An 18,078-nucleotide genomic window follows, 5' to 3' on the forward strand; every position below is an offset into this window, starting at 1 on the left:
ACGGGCCGGGGCTGTCGCACGGCGGCTTAGTCCGACTTCTTCCGCATCGTCAGAATCGCTCCGCCGCAAATAATGAGCAGAATGGCCAGGTACGGCGACTTGGTCAGCAGCTGATTCATAAGCGAGCCCAGCGAGAAGACGGCGAAGAATAGAAGTGAGACAACCGTGAGAATATTAATGGGAATGAGAAGCCATTTGTTGCGATTGCCGAACCAATACAGCTCGAACAGGCCAACGGCGGGAGCCAGGATGAAGCCGGGCCACATGTAATGCCAGCTGTCGAGCAGGATGGAGACCTGGCAGACCAGACCGACGGTGAACAAGACGCCGCCTGGCACGAGGAGGCCAACCCCCCGGCGCCCGGTCATGCTGAAATACAGCCAGTGGAAGAATAGACCAACGGGAATCACGAAGATCGTCGGCCAGAACATGCCGAAGATTTGAGCGGGTCCGAAGGTCTCACCCTGGTTAAGCAGCAATACGATACCGAGCAGCAGAAGGACCGCTCCGCCAATGGTTTTGATATTCATAACAATGAACACTCCGTTCTATATAGTATATAGGATGATTTCCGTCTTTCAAAATATGCAGGCAGTGAGCCATTCCTGGCGTGGAATTGCTCCCGCTTGATTGTATCATAACGCGCGGACAAACCGTCATGCCAAGCCAGTCCATTGGCTTATATTTCAACGCGTAACATAGGCTGCTCCGCCAAAGGACGGCGCAGCCGTGTACGCTCGATCAGTTACGCTCTACTATCGTATCCTGTACGATGAAGGCTGTTAACCTCCGGCAGACTCATCTGGCACTGGACCTCAGTCGGGGATGCGAAAACTTCCTATAATCCGACATTTTACACCTCTATACCAGCGTCTATGAAAGCGCTACAATGAAGGTATTAAATGGTAGGAGGTGAAAGCTATGAGCCAAGAACAAGAAATTGTTCAAGAAAGCGCCGACGAAATCGTGGAAGTGATCTCGGAGGATGCCCCTGCTGCGGAAGAAGCGGCGGAAGAGGCTGACGACGACATGCAAGCGGAAGCTGCGGAAGCGGCAGACGCGGAGGAAGAGGAAGCAGAGGCGGCTGCATCGGCGGAAGAGGAAGCCGAGGAGGAAGCTGCTGAAGAAGAAGAAGCGGAATAATCTTTACGATTTTCATCATAAATCAATACCGCCGCGCGGTCGTTCCCTGGAGCGAATGCCGGCGGTTTTTTGCGTAAAAAAAGTGGTTGACACGATAATATCTTTAGATTAAGATATATCCATAAACAAATGTTAGTTAATAATTAAAAGTTAGTAAAACTCAATGGAGGCTGATAACAATGGCAAAAACAAAATGGGCAGTAGACGCAGCGCACAGCGCAGTGGATTTCTCGGTCAGGCATATGATGATCGCGAAGGTGAAGGGCACCTTCCACACATTCGAAGCGAATATTGAAGCGGATCCAAGCGACCTGACTTCCGCGGACATCTCGTTCAAGATCGATCTGAGCAGCGTAGACACGCGCAACAAGGACCGCGACGCGCATCTGACAACGGCAGACTTCTTCCATGTCGAGCAGTTCCCAACGCTGGATTTCCAGTCGACTGCGATCGCCAAGACCGGTGAAGGCGAATACCTGTTAACAGGCAACGTTACCCTGCATGGCGTCACCCGTCCGGAGACGTTTAATGTGACTTTCGAAGGCGCGGCCAAGGATCCATGGGGCAACGAGAAGGCTGGCTTCAGCGCGGCAGGCGCGATCAAGCGCAGCGACTACGGCTTGACCTACAATGCTGCATTGGAAACAGGCGGCGTTCTGATCGGCGACGAAGTGAAAATCTCTCTGGAGATTGAGGCGGTTCGGCAGGCTTAAGCTTAAATGTTGAAGAAGGGCCGACGGTGGATGACCGTCGGCCCTTCTCTTCGTATCATATTGGAGTTAGCCCCGAATACGTCCCGCGAGATCGAGGAACGATAGCGCCGCGCGCTTGACTCGATCCACAATATCACTGCCTCCTGTATGGGGCTCGGCGAACCAATCGCGCTGGGCGCCGCCGATGGATACCCACTCCGGCGCATTGACACCGTGCAGGTTGCGCACGATGGTCTGCAGCTGCGTCAGCGAGCTTACGCCTAACGCTCCGCCTGCTGAGCTCATGGAGAGTACGGCTTTCCCGCGGAAATGATCCTGTCCGAGATGGTCCAGCGCATTCTTCAGCACGCCGGAGATGGTGCTGTGATACTCCGGCGTGGCCAGCACGATCGCATCCGCCTCATGCATGCCCTGCTGCAGCTCCTTCACCCGAGCCAGCTCTTCGCTGCCGTATCCGCCGTCTGGCGAATAGAATGGCAGCGGCTTGCGGTATAAGTCGAATAGAACGGCTTGATGCCCCTCCCCCTGAATAACATCCCTCACGTACTGGGACAGCCGCGTGCTCGTTGCCGCCTTATGGTTGCTTCCCGCAATTAACATGACATTCATTGCTTCTCATCCCTTCTGAACTGGTTAGTTGAATACTTATGCACTCATCGTAACACGCTGAAGGAAGCAGGCGCGTCGTCAGTATGGTTGATTTTGGCAAGAGATGCCCTTCAACTATGGTAGGAGCCCAATACGACTTTAGTCTGAGCCGCGCCGGTGCAGCTCAAGTGCCATCCCCAGACTGAAGCATCCGGACGAACTGCTCCGCGGCTATAGACAGCGGCGTATCGCTCCGAATGGCCATGCCGATGCTCCGAGACGGAAGAGCGGTATCGGGACGCAGCTCGACCAGTTGGCCGCTCCGCAGCTCCTCCTCCACGAAGGGGCGGGGGACAAAAGCGACGCCATACCCCAGCCGTGCAAATTCCGTCAGCAGATCGATACTGCCAAGCTCGATGTCGGGACTGATAGACAGTCCGCTGGCGGCAAACCACCGCTCGACGAATATCCGCGTGCTGCTGCCTGGGGAATGGGAGAGCATGGGCAGCTCAGCAAGCTCCTGGACCGTCAAGATTCGATCCTCCAGCTCCCGATAAGCGCCTCCCACGACAAAACAATCCTCCAGCTCCGCCAGCTTCTGAACGCTGAGCATGGGATCCTCCATCGGCAGACGAACGATCGCCAGATCAATCAGGCCCTCCTTCAGCTTGCGCGCGATTTCCGGCGTCTTGCCAGGAGTCAGCCGAATACGGATGCCGGGATGCTGGCTGTGGAACGCGTTCAGCTGGGGCAGCAGCAGAAACTTGATCAAGGAGTCGCTGGCCCCGATCCGGACCTCGCCCTCCGTGAGCTGCTTCAAGTCGTGCAGATGCCTCTGCGCGGCATCCAGCAGGGAGAAGGACTGCTCGACGTATTGCTGCAGCACGCGCCCCTCCTCCGTCAGCTCGACTCCCTTGTTGCGCCTGTGGAACAGCTTCAGTCCAAGCTCCGCTTCCATCTGCTTCACTGCGTAGCTGACAGACGGCTGGGTAATATGCAAATCCTGAGCCGCCTTGGTCAGATTGCCTCTGCGGGCAGTATGGAGAAAGATACGATACCATTCTAATTGAAACATATTGGTATAGATCACCTCTATCACAAAATCAAAAAATCATGATTTCACTTATTTCATTACTTCGATTATACTTGGAATACGAAGAACGAACAACGAAATGAGGAGTTGGCAGCATGGCAGGCAATACGTTTGGAGATGTATTCCGAATTACGACATTCGGAGAGTCGCATGGCGCATCTATCGGGGTTATTATTGACGGTGTGACGCCGGGTCTGGAGATCGACGAGAAGGATATTCAGGTGCAGATGGACCGCAGAAAGCCGGGGCAATCGTCGGTGACGACTCCGCGTAAGGAATCCGATACCGTTCATATTTTGTCAGGCGTATTCGAAGGGAAGACGACGGGCACGCCGCTTGCTGTTATTCTGCACAATCATGATATGCGGCCGGAAGCGTATTCCGACATTCAACAGGCGTTCCGTCCGGGACATGCGGACTTCACTTATCTGCAGAAGTACGGCATCCGCGACCATCGCGGCAGCGGACGGGCCTCCGGCCGTGAGACAGCGGCCAGGGTTGCCGGAGGAGCGGTGGCGCGCAAGCTGCTGGAGCGCAGAGGCGTAAGCATCGTCGCTTACACGAAGGAACTGGGCGGCATCAAGTGCGAGACGTTCGATGAGCAGTCGATCGAAAAAAATCCGGTGCGCGCATGCGATCCCGCAGCGGCGGTGGAGATGGTCAAGCGAGTGGAGCAGCTGGCTGCGGAAGGCAATAGCTGCGGGGGCATCGTGGAATGCCGTATTCGCGGCGTAGTGCCTGGGCTTGGAGAGCCGGTATTCGACAAGCTGGACGCGGAGCTTGCGAAGGCGATGCTGTCGATTGGCGCTGTCAAAGGCATTGAGTTCGGAGCAGGCTTTGCGGCGGCGGAGATGCTGGGCAGCGAGCACAATGACGAGATGAACGCGGACGGCTTCGTGACGAACAACGCGGGAGGCATCATCGGCGGCATCAGCACTGGGCAGGAGATCGTATTCCGCGTTGCGGTGAAGCCGACCTCCTCGATCTCGCTGCCGCAGCAGACGATGAACGTGAAGGGCGAGGAGCAGGAGATCCGTACAATTGGACGTCATGATCCCTCCATCTGCCCGCGCATTATTCCAGTCGTCGAAGCTATGGCTTGCCTGGTGCTGGAGGATCATTACAAGCGTCAAGCGGCAATGATGGGGTAGAGCATAACGGGGCGAGCGCGCATTTGCGTGCTTGCTCCTTTTGTTGTTTGAGGCCATTCTGGATTACCGATTAGACTTCTCTGCTCCATGGTGAGGGCGAGTAACCTTTTCTAAGCTGCGGACGTCTGTAGTATTGTATCTCTTGGAAGATATTCTGTAAGATGCTGGAGGATGGGAAGGTGAAGGGGATGAGCAGACGGAGCTATGTGCAATGGGCGCTTTGGGGGCTCGCGCTGACGGTTGTTATGATGGGGATGCTCCTGCACTCGGCGTCTGGGGTTCACGCCTTGTCTTGCGCGCCCCCAGGACCCGTCGAGGAAGAGCTGAAGGCAAGCTCAGTTGTGTTCATGGGCGAGGTGCTGGAGAGAAATAAGGAAGGTCTCGCCGTGTTCCGCGTGGAGAAGGCGTGGAAGGGCATTAAGGAGCCGAGCATTCAAATCTATGATAATGGCTGGGACCCGTTCCGAGCAGGGGGGCGGTATCTCGTGTTCGGGACGGAGCAGGACGGCAAGCTGCGCATGAATTTATGCGGGCGAAGCGGCATCTGGACGGAAGCTGCCGATGGAAGGTTCCGCGAAGCGGGCATCCAGGCCATCTACCTGCAAGAGAGCGGCGATGTGCTTGAGGCTGAGGTGACCCGTTCTGGAACGACAGCGAATGCTGGAGCAGAGGCGGGGGACGAGGGGGCAGCACCCACGGGCGCGTGGACAGCGGACAAATCGGATCGGGCAGCCCAAGCGGTGCTAGCGATCGCATGTGCGCTAGGAACTATTGTGTTGATTGCTGTCTTGCGAGGGAACGTGCGGCGGCGATAACCGGGGGGGCGTTGGGAGTGCTAACGACACGTGGAATCGTTATCGCATCTCCATCGGGGTTAATTAGCGCAATAACGATCTGACGTGTGGCTATCGGAGGTCGGGAGGGCTGCTGCGGCTCCATAACGACACGTGGAATCGCTATCGCATCTCCATCGGGGCTAACTAGCACAATAACGATCTGACGTGTGGCTATCGGATGTCGGGAGGGCTGCTGCGGCTCCATAACGACACGTGGAATCGTTATCGCATCTCCATCGGGGCTAACTAGCGCAATAACGATCTGACGTGTGACTATCGGGGGTCGGGAGGGCTGCTGCGGCTCCATAACGACACGTGGAATCGCTATCGCATCTCCATCGGGGCTAGTTAGCGCAATAACGATCTGACGTGTGGCTATCGGGATCGGGAAGGCTCTATCGTTCAAAGTTTATCTTGCCGTCTCCGACTCCGCCACGCGTTTGACCCGCTCCACAAATTGAACGACAACCTTATCGTTGGCCATTAACAGGAACAGCTTCACAAACCACTTCAAGGGCTGATTAGTGGCTGTATACTTGAAGGCTGTTGTGCCGTCGTCCACCCGATGCAGCTCATATGTCGCAGTAATCTCGAACCAGCCTGCCAATTGAAAGCCGATCTTCAGCTTCTTGTCGGCTGGTGTGTTAAGGTATTCTAATGTGTGCACCTCATATTCCTCGATACGCTTACCTTCCTTGTACTTCTGGCGATAAATGCTGCCGACCACCTCATCTGTTACTTTCACTGGCGTGTTCTCCACCACCTGGGGCATGATCTTCTGCATTTGCTCTAACGTACCGTCCAGATACGACCACACCTGCTCGATTGGCGCTTGTATCTGGATTTCTTTTGTCCATTGCTTCATAAAATTATCCTCCCATTCTTCAGCTACCTGCTTCAAATAAGTTCGCCTTGCCCTAGCTCATGTCTTCTTGTCCAGTCCATGCCTGACGGCGTACAGCGCCGCCTGCGTTCGATCCTCCAGATCGAGCTTGCCCAGAATGTGCGTCACATGAGTTTTGACCGTTTTCTCCGTAATGACAAGCGCTTCCGCAATGGCACGGTTGCTCATGCCGCTTGCGATTAAGCGTAGCACCTCCAGCTCCCGCCTGGTCAGCGCCTCATCCCCTGCCGGCTTCTCTGTCCCCGAGGCGGGACCGCTGCCTTGATACAGAGTGACGTATTGGCTCATCAGCTGGCTCGCCACGTCTGGATGCAGCTCCACCTTGCCCTCATGCACCCGCCGCACGGCTTGCGCCAGCTCCTCAGGCTCCAGATCCTTGAGCAGATAGCCCTTCGCTCCGGCTCGTATGGCTGGCAGGGCGTGGTCCTGATCCGTGAAGGACGTCAGCACAATAACCTTCACCCCTGGATGGGAGCTGGCCAGCTCCTGTGTGGCTTCAATGCCGTTCATGCCGGGCATATGAATGTCCATCAGAACAATGTCGGGAGCGAGCCGGGCTGTCAGCTCTACAGCCTCCTGTCCGGTCGAGGCTTCGCCGACGAGCAGGAGGTCCTTCTGTGAGGCAAGGAATAGCTGAAGGCCTCTACGCACTATTTTGTGATCATCAGCAATTAAAATTCTTATCGTCATCGGTAACGGGGATACCTCCTATATCGGCTGGGGATAGTGGAAGGAACGCCTCGATAAGCATGCCTTGGCCTGGAGAGCTGGTTAGCTGCAGCCGGCCTCCCGTCGCCTCCACTCTCTCGCGCATAATCGACAATCCGAGACCAGCGCCCGAAGCGGCAAGCGCTTCAAGGTCTGCGCCTGCGCCATTGTCTTGAGCCACATAGACAAGCTCGCTGCCATGCATGTACAGAGCGATGTCTGCTTGAGTCACCCCAGCATGCTTGGCGATGTTGTTCAAGGTCTCCTGCCCGATTCGCCACAGCGCCTCTTGAATGGCGGAGGGCAGCCCGCGCATGCAGCCGTTGCAAGTCAGGCTGACGTCAATGCCGAGGCGACGCCCATATTCCCGCAGCGCAACCGCCACGCCGCTGTCCAGATTGGCCGGGCGAAGCTGCAAGATGAGAGCGCGCATCTCCTTCAAGGCATCCTTGGATACGTCTGATATTTCACGAAGTGTCGTTCGCGCAGTCTCCAAGTCCTGATCCAGCAGCAAAGCCTCCGCGCCTTTGGCCGACATGGCCAAGGAGAACAGCATCTGGGATACGGAGTCATGCAGATCGCGGGCAAGACGGTTGCGCTCCTCGACGCGAACCAGCTCGCGGCGGTTCTGCTCCAGACGAGCGTGCTCGAAGGTCGCCGCAATATGCTCGGTTGCTGCCTCCAGCACCTCGCTCTCCACGCGCGCGAGGAAGGCAGGCTGCGCGCTGCCGGCAAGCAGCAGCTGCTCCGAGCGGCCTTCATAGGGAATGACGGGAGCGGCCCAGACGGTTGTGGCGCGACTGGAAGCCCCGGACCATCCAGGCAGCTTCTGCAAGTGCATGAGCGCCTGTTCTGGCAGCTCGGCGCTGCGAGACCCCTGCGGGATGGAAGTCAGTATAGGGAGAAGCGGGTCCGGCAGCTTGACGACGCTGCGCTGCAGCTCGCCCTCGACATGCATCGCAAGTACATGATAATGTCCATTGACTCGTTCCACGAGTGCCGCGGCAGGCCAGTCGAAATGCTTGGCAAGCAGTTGGACGGCATGCTCCGCAAGCTGCACCTGAGCGGCGCCATAGCTGACGGCTTGATGGAGCTCTCTGCTGAAGACGCCAAGCCTCGCGAATTGCTCCGCCCTTCGCTGCTCCGCTTGATGCAGGCGCATGCGTTCTACGGCGACCCCGATCTGGAAGGCGACAGCCTGCAGCAGCGCAAGCTCCTCATCCGCAAAATGATTTTTGCCTGCCGAGCCCACATTCAGCAGTCCGAACCTGCGCTCGCCAATCCGAAGCGGCACCGTCGCATGATGGGTGAAGCCGCAGGTGTCGTGAACGCCTTCATCCTTGGCCTGGCCCAGTCTGCGGCAGCTCATAATATTGACGGCATCCTTGAGCCGGTTCTCGAAATATTTGTCCACACACCAGCAAGTACCGCAGCGGGCCATTTGATTGTCGTTATGCGCCAGTGCCGGAGGCAGATTGCGTGCGGCTGACAGGTTGAAGGAATGCTGATCATCCATGAGGAAAATCCAGCCGTAGTGCAGACCCGTCACATCGAGCAGCTTCTCCAGCACAGCCTCCAGCATAACGCTTAAGGAGTTGGACTGATTGAGCGTCTCCGCGATCGCTTTCATCGTGGCCAGCTCTTGCATATGGGAAATGTGGTTCAAGGGATCGACCTCCCGCGCGATTCATCTATCCTCACTATATCTCGAAACGGGAGCACGGGGAAAGGGTATCTGTCAGATTATTGCTGAGCCGATGTACTTGCGCTGAATGGTTGGCATATGCTATCATACCTTAAAATTCGATACGGACATTATGCCAGTGAAGAGCATCCAACTCGGAGGCGTACTCGTCAAGAGGCGACGCAAGGGAATAACAGCGTTCGTCTACCTAAGTTTACCGGGCCCGCCCGTTACAGTGGATCAAGAGAATCGGGTCCGTGCACAGGTCCGGTTAATTTGGGTGGCACCGCGAGAGAAGCGCTCCTCGTCCCATGTGGGATGAGGGCGCTTTTTGTATTTTTTCCACTAATGAAGAGGAGCGCGGTGTACATGTTGGACATGAAATGGTTGAGAGAGCATGCGGAAGAAGTACAGGCGGTTGCTGGGCAGAAGGGGATTGCGGTTTCGATTGACGATCTTCTGCGGAGGGATGAAGAGAGGCGCAGGCTGAAGCGGGAGACGGACGCGCTTAGAGAGAAACGTAATCGGCTGTCGCATGAGATTGGACAGCTTATGGCCTTACAGGGCCAGGCGGCTCTATCCCGGCGGGAAGCGCCAACAGACTCGGATGAAGCGCATAGGCTGCGGAAGGAGATGATCGCCGTCAACGCTAGGCTAGCGGAGCTCGCCGAGGAGCTGCGTGCTGCCGAGCTAGGCGTTGCCGAGCTATGCGAGCGCGTACCCAATGTCGTGTCGCCGGATACGCCGGTGGGGCGCTCGGATCAGGACAATGTTGAACGGAAGCGGGTAGGGGAGCCGAGGCTGTTCGAATTCGAGGCGCGGGATCATATAGAGCTGGGAGAGCTGCATGGCCTCATTGACGTTCCACGAGGCGTGAAGGCGGCAGGCAGCCGGCATTATTATTTGAAGGGCGCAGGCGTGCTGCTTCACAGAGCGGTCCAGCAGCTGGCGCTGGAGCTGCTCATCGGGAAGGGCTTCACTCCGCTGGAGGTGCCGCTTATGGCGAAAGAGGCGGCGATGGCGGCGACGGCTTATTTTCCTCAAGGGAAGGAGCAGGCATACGGCGTAGAGGGGGAGGGGCGGTATCTGGTAGGCACCTCGGAGGTTCCGCTAGTCATGTATTATGCAGGAGAGGTCGTGGACCTGGATGTGCCTATCAAGCTGGCAGCGGCATCGATGTGCTTCCGCAGCGAGGTAGGCTCTGCGGGGCGAGATGTGCGGGGGCTGTATCGCGTCCATCAGTTCGCCAAGGTCGAGCAGGTCGTGCTCTGTAGGGCTGATCCGGAGCTGTCGGAGACGCTGCTTCAGGAGATTACCGCTAACGCCGAGGAGCTGCTGCAGAAGCTGGAGCTTCCTTACCGGCAAGTAGCAGTCTGCACGGGAGACATGTCGCAGAAGACGTATAAGCAATACGATATCGAGACGTGGATGCCAAGCCGAGCGGCATATGGGGAGACACATTCGTCGTCGAATCTGCATGATTTCCAGGCGCGCAGGGCGAACATTCGTTATCGCGACGAGAAGGGAACGCTGCGCTTCTGCCATACGCTCAATAACACGGCGGTCGCAAGCCCGCGCATTCTGATTCCCCTGCTGGAGAACCATCAGCGGGAGGATGGCTCGATCCACATTCCGGAGGCTCTTCGCCCCTATATGAATGGAATGAGCGAGCTCCGCGCGGAGTGACGGATGACCTAATGTAGGATCTGACGATTGAAGGAGCGCAAGATGTGAGATACTACTGCGTAAACCAACAATCAAGAGGTGAGCCGAGTGACAAAGCTGGAGTCCGATAACAAGGAAGCGGTACAGAAGGTGTGGGAGCTGATCAAGGGCATTGAGACGGCGATGCTGACGACGGTATCGGAGGAGGGACTGGTGTCCCGGCCCATGCAGACCCAAGACGTGGAGTTCGACGGAGATTTATGGTTTCTGACGAAGAAGGATACCGGGAAGTTCCACGAGCTGCTGCATAATCGCCAGGTCAATGTGGCTTACGCAGGCAAATCCTATGTATCCATTCGAGGCGAGGCTGAGCTGGTGCAAAGCGTTGAGAAGGTGAAGCAGTTCTGGAGCCCGGCCTACGAGAAGCTGCTGGAGACCACCTATGACGACCCCAATCTGGTGCTGATCAAGGTGAAGGCCGAGACGGCGGAATATTGGGATATCGGCAACAAGTTCAAGATGATCACCTTTATGTTCAACCGGCTGCTGGGCAAAAATACCGAAGGCACCTCGCTCAATAAGCTGGTGGAGCTGAAGTGAACCGCAATAAAAGGTCAACCCTTTAAATGGGTTGGCCTTTTTTTCCACACACCACATATCATTTTCGCGCGGTTTGGACGCCACGACGCTAATGGACAAAAAATGCGCTTAGAGCTCGAATGTAGCGCTTTCCAGCCTGTAACGGGCAAACTTGACGCTTAGCCCTCCTAAACGCACCGACTTTACTTCCATTGTCGTTCTAACAATCGAAAATGACCGTTACAGCTTCGGATGGTCGATTAGACTCGTCTTAAGGTTTTTTACGACCGTTAGAAGCTCAGCTGAGATAATGACGACGCCGAAAGTTTTAATTAAGGGCCGTCAGACGTTTTTCTCAGTCAATATCGGTAATCTTCCACTCGTCGTTCTCTCTTGTAAAACGGTATAACCTTGTATTTTCTCCGTTTTCCACGGTGGTTACCAAAGCCACAAGGAGAGCGCTGGTTTCGCTTTTGACACTTGCCGATTCCAATAACATCCCTGTAATCGTATGAGAAGCCATCTTCATGTTGGGATCTCGCTTGGAATCGAAAAGAGAAAAGTAAGCCTGCTCATCCCCATTATTCTGGTGCTCAGCTGCGAGGTTTGCAATCTTAACTAACTCCAGTTCATCGCCCGTCAGTTGGAATTGATCAAGATACACAACCTCGTTCTCCACCTCTTTTGGAGCAGCAGCTTCCATCTCACTTACTCCGCTGTTTTGTCCGCTCGTTTGATCTAAGTTAGAGTTACTGCTGCTGCACGCCGCCAAAGATACCAGTAGTAATGAAGCCAACAATAATAAGCCACGTTGTTTCTTCACTTAAGCACCCCTTCACCAAAGAATACACTTCCACCTAATTACTTCCTAAATATTCTGACACAAAAATAATCCATAAGGTTGCACGACGTGGAAATTAAAAATAAGAAATAAATGATTACTCGGGAGTGTTCCGGCTGTACGAGATAGCGGAACATTTGTGTATGTTTACCTTTACAGGAACGATGGAGCTTGCTACAATGGTCTTGTTCTATTGTTAACTTAAATTTATATTAACTAGGTTAACAATAAACATTGTGATAGGAGGCATTCCCCTTATGACTGCGACATACGAACAGCTCACTGCCTTAAACAAGGCGTACTTATGGCATCCTTTTACCCAAATGAAAGATTATAACGCCGCCGACCCGCTCATTATCGAACGAGGGGATGGCATCATGCTCTACGATTTGCAGGGACGCGCTTACTATGATGGCTTCTCGTCGGTCTGGCTGAATGTGCACGGGCACAATGTGCCGGAGTTGAATCAAGCGATAACCGAACAATTGGGGCGTGTCGCTCATTCCACCCTGCTGGGAATGGCCAATGTGCCTGCCATCCAGCTGGCGGATCAGCTTGTACGGATCTCGCCTGAGGGGCTGACGAAAGTGTTCTTCTCGGATGCGGGAGCGACGGGAGTCGAGATTGCGATCAAAATGGCGTTCCAGTATTGGCGCAATCGCGGCATATCTGGCAAATCGTCCTTCATCACCATGAATCAGGCCTATCATGGCGATACGATTGGCGCTGTCAGTGTGGGAGCCATTCCGCTGTACCACGACCTCTTCCGTCCGATGCTGTTCCCCGCGCACGTCCTGCCTTATCCGAACGCTTACCGGCACGAGGGCGGAGCGGCGGGAGCGATGGAAGCGACTCTTGCAGCACTGCGTGATTTGCTGGAGTCGCGGGGGGATGAGATAGCGGCGCTTATCGTGGAGCCTATTGTGCAAGGGGCCAGCGGCATCATCATCATGCCGCCGGGGTGCTTGCGCGGACTGGCGGAATTGTGCCGCGAGTACGGCGTCCTGCTCATTGCCGACGAGGTGGCCACGGGATTCGGCAGAACGGGGGCTATGTTCGCTTGTGATCTTGAAGGGGTGTCGCCCGATTTGATGATTGTGGGCAAAGGGCTGACCGGCGGCTACTTGCCTGTTGCCGCTACGCTGGCGACTGAGGAAGTGTACGATGCGTTTTATGCCGACTACAGGGAGCAGAAGACATTCTTCCACGGCCACTCTTATACGGGGAATCCGCTTGGGTGCGCCGTTGCACTGGCCAGTCTGCAGCTGCTGGAAGAACGGTGCATCGTGCAAGGCGTGATTGAGAAAGCGGCGTTCGCGGCGACCAAGCTGTCTGCGTTGATTGATTGGCCTCATGTGGGGGATATTCGCCAGCAGGGTCTGATGATCGGCATCGAGCTCGTACGCGATAAGGTGTCCCGTGAGCCATACGCTTGGGAGGAGCGGATCGGGGTTCGCGTCTGCCAGCGGGCTCGGGAGCTAGGGATGCTGACGAGACCGCTGGGGAATGTCATTGTTCTTATCCCTCCGCTTGTCAGTACCGAAGCCGAGCTGGAAGCTATGATCCGTATTCTTGCGACGGCGATTCGCGATGTCACGGAAGCCGGCTGGGGACGGGAAGGATGAAGCGCTGGCGGGGGATCTTCGTGACAGGCACGGACACCGGTGTAGGCAAGACAGTGGTGACGGCGGCGGTAGCAGCCGCGCTTCGAGAGAAGGGATGGCATGCAGGCGTATGGAAGCCCGTGCAGTCCGGAGGTTTGATGGGCAACGGGATGACTGATGCCGAATGTTTGCTGCGATGGACCGGCCTCGACGAGCAGCCTGAGGCAATCGCTCCGTTTTCTTGGGAGGCGCCCCTCGCTCCTATGCTGGCCGCCAGGCTGGCCGGCTTGACGCTCACGCTGGAAATGGTGATGTCTGCTGGGGAGCCGCTCGCGCAGCGATATGAGACGCTGTTGATCGAAGGAGCGGGCGGCGTGGCCGTACCGCTTGCTGAAGACGCTCTGATAGTGGACTTGATGGCGAAGCTTCAGGTGCCGGCGCTGATTGTTGCCCGCGCTGGACTGGGCACGATTAATCATACACTGCTGACTGCGGCGTTCCTGCGGCAGCGCCAAATCCCCATTGTAGGCGTTGTGCTGAATGAGGGTCCTGCGGCAGCCGACGACCCAAGCACGGCCTCTAACACGAAGCTCATCGAGCTGTTCGGCGGCTTGAAGGTGCTTGGCTGTTTCCCTCGACTGGCTGGCGACCTGAATCGGGAGACGTTGGTTCGAGCCGCGCAGGAGACGCTGGATCTTGCGCATATCGGGCGAGTGCTGGCAGCCTCGCATGAATAAAGATATAACGTGTTATTCAGTAACAGGAGGGAAGGGAATTATGAATACGACTTCAACACATTCAGACTGGGGGCTGCTCGCGCAGAAAGCGCTGAACGGCGAGTGTCTGACGCTGGAGGAAGGGCTGTCCGTGCTGGAGGCCGACAACGATGAGGTGCTGCCCCTTCTGCACGCCGCTTTCGCCGTGCGGAAGCATTACTACGGCAAGAAGGTCAAGCTCAATATGATCATCAACGCCAAAAGTGGTCTATGCCCCGAGGACTGCGGCTACTGCTCGCAATCCATCGTGTCGACGGCGCCGATCAAGAAGTACACGCTGCTGGACAAGGAGACGCTTCTTGCCGGGGCGCGGGAAGCGATGGCGCGCCAGGCAGGCACGTATTGCATTGTAGCGGCAGGCAGAGGACCGACGAGCAGAGAGCTAGATCAGGTCGTCGACGCAGTCCAAGAAATCCGAGCCACAATGCCGCTCAAAATATGCGCTTGCTTAGGCATTCTGAAGGATGATCAGGCCCAGCGGCTCGCGGATGCCGGTGTGCACCGATATAACCATAATTTGAACACGAGCAGAGCGAACTACCCCTCCATAACAACGACTCATTCGTACGACCAGAGGGTGGAGACGGTTGAGCGGGCCAAAAAGCAAGGCATGTCCCCCTGCTCGGGCGTCATTATCGGCATGGGCGAAACCAATGAGGAAATCGTAGAGATGGCTTACGCGCTGCGCGAGCTCGACGCCGATTCCATTCCGATCAATTTCTTAAATGCCATCCCTGGAACCCCGCTTGAGCAGGCGGAACGCACGCCCGCTATGAAGGCGCTTAAGGTGCTGGCCTTGTTCCGGCTTGTATGTCCGGCCAAAGAAATTCGAGTTGCTGGAGGCCGTGAGGTGAACCTTCGCTCTTTGCAGCCTCTGTCGCTGTACGCGGCAAATTCATTATTCGTGGGCGATTATTTGACGACGGAGGGCCAGGCTGTGACGTCTGACCATCTGCTCATAGAAGATCTCGGCTTCGAAATTGAGCGATGTGCCTTATGAAATGGATGGCTGAAGGTCTCGAGAAGCTTACAAGCGATTCGCTGGAACGCACATTGCTAAGCTGCGAGCCGGCTCCGGGGCGCCCCGGCTTCACTGTGCGGGGTGAACGCACGCTGCTCGATCTGTCCTCCAATGATTATCTCGGGCTGTCCGGCCATCCGGCGATTGTGGAAGCCATGCGGGATGCGCTGGCCGTGCACGGGACTGGCGCAAGCGCTTCGCGACTTGTGACCGGAAGCCGCTCGATTGGCGGTCAATTGGAGGAAGCGATCGCTGACTGGCAGCAAAGCGGGGCGGCGCTCGTATTCGGAAATGGATATATGGCCAACGTGGGTGTGATCAGCGCGCTTGTTGGGCGCGGCGATGCTGTATTCAGCGACCGGCTGAATCATGCCAGCATCGTAGACGGTATTTCGCTCAGCCTCGCGGAGCATGCTCGTTACCGCCATAATGACATGGAGCATTTGCGGTACCTCTTAAGCAAGCATCGCGCTGCGAGGCGCAAGCTGATCGTCACGGACGCGGTATTCTCCATGGATGGCGAACATGCCTTGCTGGATGAGGTTATACAACTCAAGCGCGAGTTCGGCGCGATGCTGATGGTGGACGAGGCGCACTCCGGAGGCGTCTATGGCCTGAAGGGGGAAGGGCTGTGCCATTCGCTTGGGCTGCACCAAGAGGTGGACGTGCATATGGGTACGTTCAGCAAGGCCTTTGGCGTATATGGCGCGTATGTCAGCGGCAGCAGCATGCTCATCCGATGGTTACTTAACAAAGCCCGTACGTTCGTGTATTCGACGGCGTTGCCGCCTGTGTTACTCGCGGGCATCGCGGAGGCATTGAGGCTCGTGCAGCAGGAGGGCGTTCGGCGGGAACGGCTTGCCGAAGCCAGCAGGTTATTCCGGGCAGCGCTTAGGGATGCCGGCTTTCAGGCGGGCGACGGCGTTTCGCCTATTATTCCGATCCTGGTGGGGGACAGCGCTGCGGCCTTGCGCTTCAGCTCTGCTCTGGAGGAGGAAGGTATTCTCGGGGTTGCCATCCGGCCTCCTGCCGTACCTGCGGGTACGGCGCGGATCCGATTCTCCTTGTCGGCATCGCACACCAAGGAGGGACTGCTCGGTGCTGTTCATGGGATCACTCGTGCGGGGCGCATGGTCGGAGCGCTGGGCTTATGAGCGCAACGATTCTGTGGCTGACGGGATGGAGCATGCCGGACTCCGTGTTCGACCGGCTCCGTTTGGAGCTGCCGGACTTTGAACATAAGTCTGTAGATTACAGCCAGGCGGTGACGCCAGAGGAGATATTCCAGAGGGTCGAACGTGCGGCTGCCGAATGGACGGAGCAGGACTCCCGCTGCAAGGGGCCGCTTCTTGTCGCAGGGTGGTCGCTCGGAGCGCTGCTTGCGCTGCGGCTAGGCGTGCAAGGAGCTGCGGATGGACTTCTGCTGCTCGCCGGTACGGCCCGATTCGTCCGTCCATCGCATCAGAGGGAGCTAGGCTGGCCCGATTCTTACCTCCGGCAAATGCTTGCTTCAATCGCGAAGGATCGCCCAACCATTGAGGGGCTATTCCGCCGGAGCCTGTGCACGGATGCGGAGTGGGAAGCGGGACGCGGCGAGCTGCTCCCTCCGGCAGGCAGTTGGTCCGCTGAGGCGTTGATGGCCGGTCTTCGGATTTTGCGCACGGAGGATTATACGGACCGACTGACGTTGATCCGTCACCCGATATTGCTGGTGCATGAACACGACGATAGGGTGTGTCCCTTCGGCGCTGCGGAGGAGATAGCTTCTCGAACGGCGCAGGCTAAGCTGTCGGGATGGACTGGATGCGGGCATGTTCCTTTTCTTGGGAGAGAAACCGAAGTGGCGGAAGCGATAAGGAGCTGGTGGTATGGAGGGCAGAGCGGACAGAATCCGGCGTCAATTTAACCGCAGCGCGGAAGGCTCGTACGACGCGTATGCTCATGTCCAGCGTCGAATGGCTGAATGGCTGGACAGCTCTCTACGGCAGGCGACGGCATATAGCGGCCCCCTCCATCCCGATATACTCGAGATCGGCTGCGGCACGGGTTATCTGACTGAGAGGCTGCTTCGCAGCTGGACGGCCTCATCCTTTACGGCGCTGGATATTGCGCCTGCCATGCTGCAGGCAGCCAAGACGAAAGCGATGGCCCATTGCACAAAATTCGATTCCTCCCGGCACCGATTTCTGCTGGAAGATGTTGAAGCGTGGGCGCCCGGCGCTCCGTCGGCATCGCTGGATCTCATCGTCTCCAGCGCGTGCTTCCAATGGCTCCGCCAGCCGAGGATGACGCTGGGAGAGCTGAGACGGCTGCTGCGTCCGGGCGGGCTGCTTGCTTTTACAACGTTTGGCCCAAGCACATTCCGCGAGCTGCACGAGTCCTTCGAGCAAGCTTACCGTGCCGCAGGCATGGAGCCTCAGCGCCATGGGCTGAGCTTTCCCGAGGCGGAGCACTGGCAGTCCTTGCTGCAAACAAGCGGCTTCGTCAGCATCAAGCTCCAACAAGCCAAGCAGGTTGAGCTCCACCCCGACGTTAGAGCCTTCCTCCAATCGATCAAAGCGGTGGGAGCCAGTGTGACGCAAGCAGCCTCGTCTCCGGGACTCGGCTCGAGATGGCTATTCGAACGAATGTTTGAACAGTACGAGCAAGCCTTCCGCGTCCCCGGCGGCATACAGGCTACTTATGATTTGCTTCTGATCCATGCGACCTTGCCGCGAAGCTAGAGGGGGGTTGGATAACATCAGCCGTTACATGGCGGGCTTAGCTGTTCCT

The 18,078-nt window shown here is 56.8% G+C and carries 19 protein-coding genes; 12 read left to right on the forward strand and 7 right to left on the reverse strand.

Annotated elements, in window-relative coordinates:
• Positions 1-26 precede the first annotated feature (26 nt).
• On the reverse strand, positions 27-530 hold the full coding sequence (locus tag AB1S56_RS02790; protein ID WP_340872791.1) for a hypothetical protein: 504 nt from the start codon (positions 528-530) through the stop codon (positions 27-29).
• Positions 531-921: 391 nt separating this feature from the next.
• On the opposite strand from AB1S56_RS02790, the gene AB1S56_RS02795 reads away from it, so the two are divergent.
• Positions 922-1,143, forward strand: a complete 222-nt coding sequence (locus AB1S56_RS02795) for a hypothetical protein (protein WP_340872790.1) — start codon at positions 922-924, stop codon at positions 1,141-1,143.
• 179 nt (positions 1,144-1,322) lie between these two features.
• Entirely contained in the window at positions 1,323-1,856 is a 534-nt protein-coding gene (locus tag AB1S56_RS02800; protein ID WP_340872789.1) for a YceI family protein, read from the forward strand.
• Between the two features lie 66 nt (positions 1,857-1,922).
• Here AB1S56_RS02800 and AB1S56_RS02805 read toward each other — a convergent pair whose 3' ends face one another.
• Together AB1S56_RS02805 and AB1S56_RS02810 are read right to left on the reverse strand one after the other, a co-directional pair.
• Positions 1,923-2,465, reverse strand: a complete 543-nt coding sequence (locus AB1S56_RS02805; RefSeq protein ID WP_340872787.1) for an NAD(P)H-dependent oxidoreductase — start codon at positions 2,463-2,465, stop codon at positions 1,923-1,925.
• A gap of 163 nt (positions 2,466-2,628) precedes the next feature.
• Positions 2,629-3,519, reverse strand: a complete 891-nt coding sequence (locus tag AB1S56_RS02810; RefSeq protein WP_340872786.1) for a LysR family transcriptional regulator — start codon at positions 3,517-3,519, stop codon at positions 2,629-2,631.
• 113 nt (positions 3,520-3,632) lie between these two features.
• On the opposite strand from AB1S56_RS02810, the gene aroC reads away from it, so the two are divergent.
• The gene (gene aroC / locus AB1S56_RS02815; RefSeq protein WP_340872785.1) at positions 3,633-4,688 is read left to right on the forward strand and encodes a chorismate synthase; all 1,056 of its coding nucleotides are present in this window, start codon (positions 3,633-3,635) and stop codon (positions 4,686-4,688) included.
• 188 nt (positions 4,689-4,876) lie between these two features.
• Entirely contained in the window at positions 4,877-5,503 is a 627-nt protein-coding gene (locus AB1S56_RS02820; RefSeq protein WP_367903422.1) for a hypothetical protein, read from the forward strand.
• Between the two features lie 430 nt (positions 5,504-5,933).
• On the opposite strand, the gene AB1S56_RS02825 is transcribed toward AB1S56_RS02820, so the two are convergent.
• From AB1S56_RS02825 to AB1S56_RS02835, 3 genes are read right to left on the reverse strand one after another with little or no spacing between them, the layout of a single operon-like run.
• Positions 5,934-6,389, reverse strand: coding sequence for an SRPBCC family protein (locus AB1S56_RS02825; RefSeq protein ID WP_340872783.1), 456 nt, complete (start codon positions 6,387-6,389; stop codon positions 5,934-5,936).
• 57 nt (positions 6,390-6,446) lie between these two features.
• Complete coding sequence (locus AB1S56_RS02830; protein WP_340872782.1) at positions 6,447-7,118, reverse strand: response regulator transcription factor; 672 nt, start codon at positions 7,116-7,118, stop codon at positions 6,447-6,449.
• Positions 7,093-8,802, reverse strand: a complete 1,710-nt coding sequence (locus tag AB1S56_RS02835) for a GAF domain-containing sensor histidine kinase (protein ID WP_340872781.1) — start codon at positions 8,800-8,802, stop codon at positions 7,093-7,095. The genes AB1S56_RS02830 and AB1S56_RS02835 overlap by 26 nt, the downstream gene beginning before the upstream one ends.
• Before the next feature lie 387 nt (positions 8,803-9,189).
• On the opposite strand from AB1S56_RS02835, the gene serS reads away from it, so the two are divergent.
• Complete coding sequence (gene serS, locus AB1S56_RS02840; protein WP_340872780.1) at positions 9,190-10,506, forward strand: serine--tRNA ligase; 1,317 nt, start codon at positions 9,190-9,192, stop codon at positions 10,504-10,506.
• Positions 10,507-10,593: 87 nt separating this feature from the next.
• The gene (locus AB1S56_RS02845; protein WP_340872779.1) at positions 10,594-11,085 is read left to right on the forward strand and encodes a pyridoxamine 5'-phosphate oxidase family protein; all 492 of its coding nucleotides are present in this window, start codon (positions 10,594-10,596) and stop codon (positions 11,083-11,085) included.
• A gap of 334 nt (positions 11,086-11,419) precedes the next feature.
• Here AB1S56_RS02845 and AB1S56_RS02850 read toward each other — a convergent pair whose 3' ends face one another.
• A complete protein-coding gene (locus tag AB1S56_RS02850) occupies positions 11,420-11,887 on the reverse strand; it encodes a hypothetical protein (protein ID WP_340872778.1) in 468 nt (155 codons plus the stop codon).
• Between the two features lie 275 nt (positions 11,888-12,162).
• Between AB1S56_RS02850 and bioA the strand changes: the two genes are divergently transcribed.
• From bioA to bioC, 6 genes are read left to right on the forward strand one after another with little or no spacing between them, the layout of a single operon-like run.
• Complete coding sequence (gene bioA, locus AB1S56_RS02855; RefSeq protein ID WP_340872777.1) at positions 12,163-13,530, forward strand: adenosylmethionine--8-amino-7-oxononanoate transaminase; 1,368 nt, start codon at positions 12,163-12,165, stop codon at positions 13,528-13,530.
• Positions 13,527-14,246 carry a dethiobiotin synthase gene (gene bioD / locus AB1S56_RS02860; RefSeq protein ID WP_340872775.1) on the forward strand — a complete coding sequence of 240 codons (720 nt, stop codon included), beginning with the start codon at positions 13,527-13,529 and terminating at the stop codon, positions 14,244-14,246. Before bioA ends, bioD begins: the two co-directional genes overlap by 4 nt.
• A 40-nt stretch (positions 14,247-14,286) precedes the next feature.
• A complete protein-coding gene (gene bioB, locus AB1S56_RS02865) occupies positions 14,287-15,285 on the forward strand; it encodes a biotin synthase BioB (RefSeq protein ID WP_340872774.1) in 999 nt (332 codons plus the stop codon).
• Positions 15,282-16,460 carry an 8-amino-7-oxononanoate synthase gene (gene bioF / locus AB1S56_RS02870; RefSeq protein ID WP_340872772.1) on the forward strand — a complete coding sequence of 393 codons (1,179 nt, stop codon included), beginning with the start codon at positions 15,282-15,284 and terminating at the stop codon, positions 16,458-16,460. Before bioB ends, bioF begins: the two co-directional genes overlap by 4 nt.
• On the forward strand, positions 16,457-17,212 hold the full coding sequence (locus AB1S56_RS02875) for an alpha/beta hydrolase (protein WP_340872771.1): 756 nt from the start codon (positions 16,457-16,459) through the stop codon (positions 17,210-17,212). Before bioF ends, AB1S56_RS02875 begins: the two co-directional genes overlap by 4 nt.
• On the forward strand, positions 17,175-18,029 hold the full coding sequence (bioC, locus tag AB1S56_RS02880) for a malonyl-ACP O-methyltransferase BioC (RefSeq protein ID WP_340872770.1): 855 nt from the start codon (positions 17,175-17,177) through the stop codon (positions 18,027-18,029). Before AB1S56_RS02875 ends, bioC begins: the two co-directional genes overlap by 38 nt.
• Positions 18,030-18,078 lie beyond the last annotated feature (49 nt).

This window comes from Paenibacillus sp. PL2-23, assembly GCF_040834005.1.
GTDB lineage: Bacteria > Bacillota > Bacilli > Paenibacillales > Paenibacillaceae > Pristimantibacillus.